We start from the raw sequence: 10,819 nt of genomic DNA, 5'->3' as shown, positions 1-10,819 counted from the left end.
GAGCCAAGATGGCGCGCATCACAGCTCTGGCGGGCAGCGTGGCGGCGGCGCTCGTGCTGCTCGCGATCCCCGCGGCTCTCCCCGCCGCGGCCCACAACCATCCCAGCGGCATCACCGACCTGGTGACGCCGGCCGTGGTGCGGGTGGAGGCGGTGTCCCATGTGGAGATCACCCTGCTCGACCACATCGGCGAGCTGAAACACGTGGAGCGCTCCTACGACATCCCGTTCGCGTCGGGCACGGGGACCGTCGTCAACCCCGAGGGCGACGTCGTCACGCTCAGGCGCAACGCCGTCAACCCGAACGACGTCGCCGTCTACGCCGCCAACAAGATCTTCGCCGAGCACCACAAGGTGAAGATCCCGCTCGACTACCAGAAGCACAAGCTCAAGGACGACCTGCTCGACCACCACCTGCAGGAGTGCTACCCGCCCAAGACCAGCACCGCCACCTGCATCATCGACGTGACCACCGACATCACGGTGTTCACCAACGTCTCGCCGCCCGGCCAGGGCCTGAAGTACAAGTGCATCAAGGCCGGCAAGACCCCCGACACCCCCGCCGTGCTGATCCCGCTCACGCCCGCCGCCGGCAGCGTCGGCATGCCGACCGCGCCGCTCGCCGACAAGGTGCCCGAGCAGGAGGGCTCGCCGACCAACGTGGCCGGCTTCCTCGGCCGGCCGGGGCCCGGCGTCCAGGAGACCGTGCAGATCGCCCACCTGGCCAAGGGCGGCCAGGCCGGCGTGTCCGGCAGGCCGTTCGCCGACCCGGAGAAGAAGGTGGACGAGCCGGTCAAGCTGGGCGCGCTGGCCGACCAGGGCCTGGCCGGGGCACCGGTGATCGGCGACAAGGACGGGCACATCATCGGCATGCTCATCGGCGGCGGCAAGTCGGCCACCATGCTGGGCGTCAGGGAGATCACCGCCACCCTGGCCGCGGCCAAGGTCGCGCCGCGCAGGGGCGCGATCGACACCGCCTTCGAGGCCGCGCTGACCCGCTACCACACCAAGTACTACACCGAGGCGGCGCCGGGCTTCCAGCGCGTGCTGGAGCTCTATCCCGGCAACGTGGTGGCCGCCACCCTGCTCAAGACGTCGCTGGCCAAGCGCGGCGGGCCCGAGGACCAGGGCACCAAGCAGGCGGCGGCGCCGCCGTCGCGCTCCACGCCGCTGTGGCCGTTCCTGGTGGCGGCCGGGCTGCTGCTCATCGCCGGCGCGGGCCTGGTGTTCCTGCTGTGGCGGCGGCGGGCGCCGGAGAGACCGATCGAGCTGCCGGAGACCCTGCCGGTGCCCTCGCCCTTCGACGAGGGCGCCAGCCAGACCGTCGTCGTGCGCCGCTCGCAGCCGTTCCAGGCGGTCCCGCAGCAGCAGCAGGTGATGACCGCCCCCGACTCGCCGCCGGTCAAGTACTGCACCTCGTGCGGCATGAGGCTCGGGCCGGCCCATCGTTTCTGCGGCTACTGCGGCCATCCCATCGAGACGTGATGCAATTGAACGACAGATCGCTCATCGGCCAGGAGGTGGCCGGGTACTACATCGAGGACATCGTCGGCAAGGGCGGCATGGCCGTCGTCTACCTGGCGCTCGACCCCCGGCTCAGCCGCCGCGTGGCGCTGAAGATCCTCAACCCGGTGCTCTCGGTGGACGACAGGTTCCGCCAGCGCTTCATCCTGGAGTCCAGGACGGTCGCCAGCATCGAGCACCCCAACATCATCCCCATCTACGAGGCCAACGCCGACGCCGACGGCGTGCTGTACATCGCCATGCGCTACGTGGACGGCCTCGACCTGCGCAGGCTCATCTACGACCGGGGCCCGCTGCCGATCGCCCAGGCCAACCAGATCTTCGCCCAGACGGCCGCCGCGCTCGACGCCGCGCACGCCCACGACCTGATCCACCGCGACGTGAAACCGGCCAACATCCTGCTGGCCGGCGACCACGTCTACCTGACCGACTTCGGCATCACCAAGCACCGCTCGTCGATCTCCGGCCTGACCCAGACCGACCAGTTCATCGGCACGCCCCGGTACATGTCGCCCGAGCAGATCAACAAGGAGCACATCGACGGCCGGTGCGACCAGTACGCGCTGGCCTGCGTGGTCTACGAGGCGCTGAGCGCGCGGCTGCCGTTCCAGCGGGAGAACGACATCGCGCTGCTGTGGGCGCACCTGGCCGAGGAGCCCGTGCCGCTGTCGCAGCTCCGTCCCGAGCTGCCGCCGCAGGTGGACGTCGTGATGGCACGCGCGCTGGCCAAGGCGCCCGAGCAGCGTTACGCCACCTGCGCCGAGTTCGTGACCGCGCTGCGCGACGCGATCAGCGGCCAGGAGGCCGAGCCGGGCGGCCGGCATCCCTCGGGGCCCCATCCCGTCCCGCACGCCGTCCCCCGCACCGGCCCGCACGCGGCGCCGGTCCCGGGAGCGGCGGCCGGCCCGCTGACCGGCCCCCGTACGGGGCCTCAGGCCGTCCCTCGGACCGGTCCGCAGCAGAGCCCGTACGCGGTGCCCGGGACGGGCCCGCACGGCCTGGGACAGCCCTCTGGGCCGCACGAGGCCCATTCGCGGCGCGCGGCTCCCACCCATCCCACCGCCCCGGCAAGGCGTCCGGGGCGGCTGCCGATCGTGGCGGTCACGCTGGTGGCCGCAGTGGCCGCGCTGACGCTGGTCGCGATGATCATCTTCAACCACCGCGGCGACACCTGGTCCCGCTACGCCGCCAGCGCCGCCGCGCCGCTGGCCTTCGAGTACCCCGGTGACTGGACCGCGCGCACCCACCAGGACCTGTTCGCCGTGGCCTCGCCGCACGCCACCGAGTTCGAGTCGCTGTTCGTGGCCGGTCCGGGCGCCGACTGGTCGGCGATCTCCCAGATCGTCGCCGACGACCCCGACAGCGCCGTGGGCGTGTACGTCCAGGTCTCCGACACCCTCGACGCGGGCGGCGACTCCGAGCAGATGAAGAGCAAGATGGACAACCTGCTGCCCGGCCAGGTGGACCTGGGCAAGCCGGTCCAGGACCAGGCCGGCAGCAGCCCGGCCACCCGCTTCGACGGCGTGCTGCACGACCCGGCCGGCGGCACCCGGCTCGGATTCGTCAGCTACGTCATCGACCGCCGCCCCAAGACCATGCTCGTGATGTACTTCTGCGCCAAGAACACCTGCGACGACGCCGTCCAGACGCGCATCAGGCAGAGCGTGCGCCCTTCGTAGACTTGTAACTGACTTGTGCCCGGCTTGACCTGGGTGTCCAAGCCGGGCATCGGCCGTCTACCCTCCGCCTGTGGGCATACGAATCGTCATCGCCGACGACCAGGCGATGGTCAGGGCCGGGTTGCGCATGGTCGTCGAGAGCGACCCCGGCATGGAGGTCGTCGGCGAGGCCGGCGACGGACGCGAGGCCATCGCGGTGGCCCGCCGCACGAGACCCGACATCGTCCTCATGGACATCTCCATGCCCCGGCTCGACGGGCTCGCCGCGGCCAAGGAACTGCTGGACACGCCCTCGCCGCCCAAGGTCATCACGCTGACGACGTTCGACACCGACGAGAACCTCTACGCCGCGTTGCGCGCCGGCACCAGCGGGTTCCTGCTCAAGGTGTCGCCGCCCGAGCAACTGCTGGAGGCGATCAGGGTGGTGCACGCCGGCGACGCGCTGCTCGACCCGGCCGTGACCAGCCGGGTCATCGCCACGTTCGCCGGGCGCGCCGACCCGACGCCCTCGCCGATGCTGGCCGAGCTGACGCCGCGCGAGCTGGAGGTGCTGCGGCTGCTGGCCAGGGGGCTGACGAACGCCGAGATCGCCAGAGACCTGTACGTCGGCGAGGCCACGGTCAAGACGCACGTGGCCAGGGTGCTGATGAAACTGTGCCTGCGGGACCGGGCCCAGGCGGTCGTGTTCGCCTACGAATCCGGCGTCGTGCGCCCTGGTGCGGCCTGAGGTTTGACGGACAGGGGGGTACGTATGTGTATATTTTCCGTGAGAAGGCGGTAGTAACAGGAGATATTTCATGCCATCGTTCCCCCGAGTGCTGTTCGACGAGGCCCACAGCGAGTCGTGGACCATCCGCCGCGACGTCGCCGAGACCATCAACCCCGCCCATCCCGACGACAACAGCTACGCGCGCGCGGCCGCCGCGCTGCGCCATCTGGGGCACGACGTGCTCGCCCACACCGAGGGCGCCCTCACGGCCGAGGACCTGGCCGGCCAGGACGTCCTGGTGATCGCCCACCCGTCCGGCGACCGGTGGGAGCGCACCACCGGCCACGGCAGCCCCGTCTTCGCCGCCGGCGAGCTGGACGCCGTCGAGTCGTTCGTGGCCGAGGGCGGCGGTCTCGTGGTGCTGGCCGAGGAGGAGCAGGACAAGTACGGCAACAACGTCGCCGAACTGCTCGCCCGCTTCAGTGTCGGCGTCGGTCACACGACCGTCCGCGACCCGAGGAACGCCCACCGCGAGGTCGCCACCTGGGTGCTCGCCGAGCGCGCCACGGGCGACGGCGTGCTGGCCGGCGTCCAGCGGGCCTGCTTCTACCGATCCGGCGTCCTGACCGCCCCGAAGGAGGCGACGGTCCTGTTCGCCACCTCGGCCACCGCCGACCCGGCGGGCGCGCCGCTGGCCGTCGCCCTGCGGCACGGCAAGGGCCGGGTCGTCGTGTTCGCCGACTCCGACCTGTTCGGCGACGACTCGATCGAGGACTACGACCACCGCAGGCTCTGGGGCAACGTGATCACCTGGGCCGCCCGCGTCCCCGGCGGCGACGAGGCCGCCGGATCCCGGGACGAGGCCAAGGCCGCCCTGTTCGCCCGGCTCAAGGAGGCCGTGGAGGAGCTGCGCCCGCTGCAGGTCAAGGACGGCTCGGTGCCGGAGGAGAAGGAGCGGGCCAAGGCGCTGGTCGCCGAGATCGGCCGCCGCGTGGGCGAGATCTCGCCGTACTTCCCCCATGACGCCGCCTACCTCCAGGCCGTCCAGGACGACCTGGCCGCCTGGGCCGAGCAGGACCTCGGCGTGCCCGACTTCCTCGGCGCCCTCGACCTCTTCCACCCCGACACCCAGCGCGTGGACGGCCTGGAGCACGTCGTGGTGTTCCCCATGTACACCCAGAACGGCAACCTCAACCGCAACCTCGAAGCCGTCTGGATCCGGACCATCTGGCCCGACTGGCTGGCCGCGCTGGAGGCGGGCGGCTACGACAACCCCATGTTCGTGCCGATCGCGTTCGAGGACTTCACCTCCGGCTACGACACCCACTCGGCCGTGCTGTTCCCCGAGACGGTCGCGGTGCGTCAGGCGCCGGCCCGCTTCACCTGGGGCGGCATCTTCGCCGACCGCGAGGCCGCCCGGTTCCGCCGGGTCTCGGCGGCGGCCGCCGCCACGCTCCGGCTCGACCTGCCGCCGGACGCCGCCCGCCTGCTGGACTCCCAGCAGCTCGCCCAGGACACGTTCGTGTTGTGGGACCTGATCCACGACCGCACGCACAGCCACGGCGACCTGCCGTTCGACCCGTTCATGATCAAGCAGCGGATGCCGTACTGGCTGTACTCGCTGGAGGAGCTGCGCTGCGACCTGACGGCGTTCGGCGAGGCCGTGGAGCTGGAGGGCAAGGGCGTGCCGCACGCCCGGTACGTGCAGCTCGCCATCCTGTTCGACCGGCTGTTCAGGTTCCCGGTCACCGGTGACCGGGTGCGCAACTACGACGGGCTCGGCGGCCAGCTGCTCTTCGCGTACCTGCACCGCAACGACATCATCCGCTGGACCGACAACCGGCTCACGATCGACTGGGAGCGGGTCGCGGGCGGCGTGGCCGACCTGCGGGGCGAGGTCGAGAAGTTGTACCGCGACAGCATCGACCGGTCCAAGCTGGCGCACTGGCTGGCCGCGCACGAGCTGGTCGGCGCGTACGTGCCGTCGGCCCCCGGCTCGGTGTGGGCCAAGGGCGTCCAGGCCCTGCCCGAGGAGCAGAAGGCCAAGGTGGACGCGGTGCTGCCGGACGAGTTCCCGCTCAGCATGTTCTACGAGGCCCTGCGCCGTAAGCTGACAGACGTGGTCGAGTCGACTAAGGGGATCCGCGCATGATCATCCTGGTGACCGGGGCCGGCGGCCCCACGGGTGAAGCCGTTTCCGAGCACTTCCGCAAGCAGGGGCACACCGTGATCGGGGTCGACAAGGACGACGTCGACCTGCTCGACCGCGCGGCCGTCCAGGACCTCGCGGCCCGGATCGACGCCGAGCACGGCCGGGTCGACGGCGTGGTCCACCTGGTCGGCGGCTGGCGCGGCTCGCGCACGTTCGCCGACACCCGCCTGGAGGACTGGGACGCCCTGCACGACCTGCTGATCCGCACGCTCCAGCACGTGTCGCTGGCCTTCGAGCCGCTGCTGCGCAAGAGCGACAACGGCCGGTTCGTGATCATCTCGGCCAAGGCCGCCCAGCGCCCCACGGCGGGCGGCGCGGCCTACGCGGCGGCCAAGGCGGCCTCGGAGGCGTGGACGCTGTCCCTGGCCGACGCGCTGTCCGGCACCAATGCGGCAGCGGTCATACTGGTGGTGAAGGCCCTGGTCAACGACGCGATGAGGGCCGCGAAGCCGGAGGCCAAGTTCCCCGGCTTCACCGACGTCGGCGACCTGGCGGAGGCGATCGCCGGCCTCTACGACCGCCCCGCCGCAGACATCAACGGCACCCGATTGGACCTCACTTCTTGATCCCCCGGCACGACCCCCAGCTCAAGGCGTTCGCCAGCGACAACTACGCCGGCGTGCACCCGGAGATCCTCCAGGCCATCGTCCAGGCCAACGGCGGTCACCAGATCGCCTACGGCGACGACGTCTACACCGAGGCGCTGCAGCAGGTCTTCCAGCGGCACTTCGGCGACGGGGCGCGGGCCTGGCCGGTCTTCAACGGCACGGCGGCCAACGTGGTCTCGCTGCGCGCGATGACCGCCCACTGGGAGGCGGTCATCTGCGCCGAGAGCGCCCACATCCACACCGACGAGGGCGGCGCCCCCGAGGTGGCGGGCGGCATCAAGCTGCTCACCGTGCCCACGCCCGACGGCAAGCTCACCCCCGAGCTGATCGACCGCCAGGCGTGGGGCTTCGGCGACGTGCACCGGGCCCAGCCCAAGGTGGTGTCCATCTCCAACACCACCGAGTGGGGCACCGTCTACACGCCCGAGGAGATCGCCGCGATCTGCGCCCACGCGCACGAGCTCGGCCTGCTCGTCCACCTCGACGGCTCGCGGCTGACCAACGCCGCCGCCGCGCTCGACGTGCCGATGCGGGCCCTGACCACCGACGCGGGCGTGGACGTGCTCTCCTTCGGCGGCACCAAGATCGGCCTGCTGTACGGCGAGGCCGTCGTGGTGCTCAACCCGTCGGCGGCCACCGGCGTCGACTACATCCGCAAGACGTTCATGCAGCTGTCGTCCAAGATGCGGTTCGTCTCGGCGCAGTTCGAGGCGCTGCTCTCGGGCGACCTGTGGCTGCGCAACGCGCGGCAGGCCAACGCCATGGGGCGGCGGCTGGCCGAGGCCGTGGGGCGCATCCCGGGCGTCACGCTGCCCCGGCCCGTGGAGGCCAACGCGGTCTTCGCGATCCTGCCGGCGGACGTGACCGAGCGGCTGCAGAAGCGCTTCCGCTTCTACACCTGGAACGAGGCGACCGGCGAGGTGCGCTGGATGTGCGCCTTCGACACCACCGAGGCGGACGTCGACGCGTTCGCGGCGGCGGTCGCCGAGGAGATGCGGGCCTGACCGGCGGTCAGGAGGCGTGCCGCTCCGCCTGCGTGGCCAGGCGGGCGGCCTGCCAGCCGCCCATCCCGTGCACGCCGGGCCCCGGCGGCGTCGAGGACGAGCAGAGGAACACCCCCGGCAGCGGGGTGCGCCACGGCGCAGGCGACCAGACCGGCCGCCGCACCAGCTGGACGAGGTCGTTGAGCCCCCCGCCGATGTCGCCGCCGACCAGGTTGGGGTTGACCGCCTCCAGGGCGGCGGGGCCGGTCGCGTGCCTGGCCAGCACCCGGTCGCGGAAGCCGGGCGCGTACCGCTCGATCTGGGCCTCGACGGCGTCCGTCATGTCCGCCGCCGAGCCGTTGGGGACGTGGCAGTAGGCCCACAATGTGTGCCCGCCCCTGGTCGGATCGGCCGCGTACGGCTGCACGACCAGCACGTACGGGCGGGGCGAGTGCCGTCCGGCGGCGACCTCCGCCTCGGCGAGCGCGATCTCCTCCAGCGTCCCGCCGAGGTGCACGGTCCCGGCCCGCGCGACCTCCGGATCACGCCAGGGCACCGGGCCGTCGAGCGCCCAGTCCAGCTTGAAGACGCCGGGCCCGTACCGGTAGCGGCGCAGGCCGCGGCGGTAACCGGCGGGCAGGTCGGCCATCGCGAGGAACTGCCGGGGCGTCACGTCGAGCACCACCGTACGGGCGTCGAGCTCGTCGAGCCGTTCGACCCGGTGGCCGGTCACCGCCTCGCCGCCCAGCGACCGCAGCTCGGCCACCAGCGCGTCGGCCAGCACCTGCGAGCCGCCGCGCACCACCGGCCAGCCCACCAGGTGGGCCAGCGCCCCGAGCACCAGCCCGTAACCGGCGCTGACGGGGGAGCGCAGGTCGAGCATGGAGTGCGCGGCCAGCCCGGCCAGCAGCGCCCGCCCCTCCACGGTGCGCAGCGCCCCACGGCCGAACGTCGTGGCCGGCAACACGGCCGCCGCCCCGAACCCGGCCGCCCGCGCGAGTGTGCGCGGCCCGGCCCGCCACGGACCGAGCGGGCTGAGCAGCAGCTCCACGAGCGGGAACCCGGCCCGCGCCGCCGCGCCCGCGGTCGCCTGCCAGACCCGGCCGTCCCCGCCGAGCCCTTCGGCCGTACGGGCCGCGTCGCGGTGCAGCAGCACGGCCGGACGGTCGTCGAGCGGATGGGCCGCGGCCACCGGGGGATGGGCGAACTCGACACCCTTGAGATCGAGCGCCCGGAACGCCGGCGAGGCCAGCGCCATCGCCATCACGGTGGCGCCCAGGTCGTGCACCCGGCCGGGCAGCGTCAGCTCGCCGGAGCGCAGCCCGCCGCCGAACCGGCCGGCCGCCTCCAGCAGCAGCACCTCGCGCCCGGCGCGGGCCAGCATGACGGCGGCGATCAGCCCGTTGGGGCCCGACCCCACGACGACCGTCTCAGCCCTTGCGGTGATCATGGCGCCCGCCCTTCCGCACTCCGCGGTGCCAGCCTCTCACGCCGCCCCGCGCGGGGGCTCAGGAGGCCAGGATCGACGGGTACGGCTGCGCGCCCCGCTGCCTGAGCAGGTCGGTCATCAGCTTGATCTCACCGCTCTGCCCCTGGACGATCTTCTGGGCCATGCCGGCCACCTCGTCCCGCTGGGACAGCTTGAGCAGCCCCTCGGCCATCTCGACGCCGCCCTCGTGGTGGCGGATCATGAGCTGCAGGAACAGCACCTCGGCCTGGACGCCCTGCAGCTCCTTGAGCTTGGCCAGCTCCTGCGGCGAGGCCATGCCCGGCATCGCCCCCGGAGCCGTGCCCGGCGCCGCGGGCGTGGCCCCGTGGCCGTGGCCCGCCATCCAGGCCATCGGGCGCTGGTCGGTCGCCTGGTCGAGACCCCACTGCTGCAACCAGCCCTGGAACATGCCGCGCTGGTTGGACTGCGTGGTGATGATGTCGAAGGCGAGGTTCCTGATCTCCTTGGCCGGGCCCTTGTCCCGGATGACGAACGCCATCTCCACGGCCTGCGCGTGGTGCGTGGCCATGTCGCGGGCGAACCCGGCTTCGGGCGAGGAGTCGCCGGGCGTGCCGTCCCTGCCGAACAGCAGGAACGCCGCGGCGAGGAGCACCAGCACGGCGCAGACGATCAGGACGGGTTTTCTGGCGGGCTTTTCCATGGCCCGTCCAGCGTACCCATCCCTGCGCAAGCTGTGATCCGACGCTTATGCGCCTCTTATTCTCCGCATACGCCGGTAGGGCATAGGGTGACCGGAGTCAGGCACGCCGATGGAGGGACGATGACGAAGGAGAAGGCGCAGGCGAGGCGCGAGCATCTGCAGAAGATGCGGGCCGAGCAGCAGCGCAAACAACGCCGCGCCGCACTGCTCATGTGGGGGACGGGCGGTCTCATCATCGTGCTCCTCGTCGGCGTGGTCGGCTTCTACCTGGTCAACCAGGCGCGCGCGACCTCGCTCGACGCGGTGGCCAACTACAAGTACGAGGCCGGCCAGCACGTCGCCAAGACGGTCACCTACAAGGAGACCCCGCCCGTGGGCGGCGAGCACAACAACTACTGGCAGCAGTGCGCGGTCTACGACAAGCCGATCCACAACGAGCACGCGGTGCACTCGCTGGAGCACGGCGCGGTCTGGATCACCTACCGCCCCGACCTGCCCAAGGCGCAGATCGACGCGCTGAAGGAAGTGGCGACCTCCACGGGTCAGCAGGACTACATGCTGGTCAGCCCCTACCCGGGCCTGCCGGCGCCGGTCGTCGCCTCGACGTGGGGCCACCAGCTCAAGCTCCAGGACCCGTCCGACCCCAAGCTCACGGCCTTCATCAAGAAGTACCAGAACGGCCGGGACACCCCCGAGCCGGGCGCCGTGTGCGGCGGCTCGGACGCCATCACCACCACGTCCGACCAGGCCCCGCTGCCGCCCGCGCCGACGGGCAACACCCCGATGGAGACGCTGGCGCCCTCGCCCAGCCAGTCCAAGTAACACCCCTTCGCGACACGTCGAGGGCCCGGCTCCGGCCGGGCCCGCCACCTGAGGGCCGGGGGGGCGCGAGGGGGGGGCGCCCAGAGGAAGCAAGAGGGGGGGGGGGGGGCAGAGGGGGGAGAAGGAGGGGGAG

The 10,819-nt window shown here is 72.0% G+C and carries 9 protein-coding genes; 7 read left to right on the top strand and 2 right to left on the bottom strand.

Translation table 11 applies throughout. From position 1 onward, the window contains the following. Window positions 1-8 precede the first annotated feature (8 nt). From ABZ459_RS48670 to ABZ459_RS48645, 6 genes are all read left to right on the top strand, one after another. Window positions 9-1,484: a hypothetical protein gene (locus tag ABZ459_RS48670; RefSeq protein WP_357986954.1), complete on the top strand. Its 1,476-nt coding sequence runs from the start codon at window positions 9-11 to the stop codon at window positions 1,482-1,484. Then, window positions 1,484-3,202 carry a serine/threonine-protein kinase gene (locus tag ABZ459_RS48665; RefSeq protein WP_357987107.1) on the top strand — a complete coding sequence of 573 codons (1,719 nt, stop codon included), beginning with the start codon at window positions 1,484-1,486 and terminating at the stop codon, window positions 3,200-3,202. The genes ABZ459_RS48670 and ABZ459_RS48665 overlap by 1 nt, the downstream gene beginning before the upstream one ends. Window positions 3,203-3,272: 70 nt before the next feature. Then, window positions 3,273-3,929, top strand: coding sequence for a response regulator transcription factor (locus ABZ459_RS48660; protein WP_125630960.1), 657 nt, complete (start codon window positions 3,273-3,275; stop codon window positions 3,927-3,929). Window positions 3,930-3,999: 70 nt separating this feature from the next. Next, window positions 4,000-6,063 carry a DUF6421 family protein gene (locus ABZ459_RS48655; RefSeq protein ID WP_357986951.1) on the top strand — a complete coding sequence of 688 codons (2,064 nt, stop codon included), beginning with the start codon at window positions 4,000-4,002 and terminating at the stop codon, window positions 6,061-6,063. After that, window positions 6,060-6,689, top strand: coding sequence for an SDR family NAD(P)-dependent oxidoreductase (locus tag ABZ459_RS48650; protein ID WP_357986948.1), 630 nt, complete (start codon window positions 6,060-6,062; stop codon window positions 6,687-6,689). The genes ABZ459_RS48655 and ABZ459_RS48650 overlap by 4 nt, the downstream gene beginning before the upstream one ends. Continuing rightward, on the top strand, window positions 6,686-7,735 hold the full coding sequence (locus tag ABZ459_RS48645) for a low specificity L-threonine aldolase (protein WP_352353523.1): 1,050 nt from the start codon (window positions 6,686-6,688) through the stop codon (window positions 7,733-7,735). The genes ABZ459_RS48650 and ABZ459_RS48645 overlap by 4 nt, the downstream gene beginning before the upstream one ends. 7 nt (window positions 7,736-7,742) lie before the next feature. Here ABZ459_RS48645 and ABZ459_RS48640 read toward each other — a convergent pair whose 3' ends face one another. Together ABZ459_RS48640 and ABZ459_RS48635 are read right to left on the bottom strand one after the other, a co-directional pair. Continuing rightward, on the bottom strand, window positions 7,743-9,164 hold the full coding sequence (locus tag ABZ459_RS48640) for an NAD(P)/FAD-dependent oxidoreductase (RefSeq protein ID WP_357986945.1): 1,422 nt from the start codon (window positions 9,162-9,164) through the stop codon (window positions 7,743-7,745). Between the two features lie 58 nt (window positions 9,165-9,222). Beyond that, window positions 9,223-9,864 (bottom strand): DUF305 domain-containing protein, encoded by a 642-nt coding sequence (locus ABZ459_RS48635; RefSeq protein WP_357986942.1) that lies wholly within the window; start codon window positions 9,862-9,864, stop codon window positions 9,223-9,225. 120 nt (window positions 9,865-9,984) lie between these two features. On the opposite strand from ABZ459_RS48635, the gene ABZ459_RS48630 reads away from it, so the two are divergent. After that, window positions 9,985-10,686, top strand: a complete 702-nt coding sequence (locus ABZ459_RS48630) for a DUF3105 domain-containing protein (protein WP_357986939.1) — start codon at window positions 9,985-9,987, stop codon at window positions 10,684-10,686. Window positions 10,687-10,819 lie beyond the last annotated feature (133 nt).

It is taken from the genome of Nonomuraea sp. NPDC005692, from assembly GCF_040631115.1.
GTDB lineage: Bacteria > Actinomycetota > Actinomycetes > Streptosporangiales > Streptosporangiaceae > Nonomuraea.
This window is presented reverse-complemented; position numbering and strand designations above follow the sequence as displayed.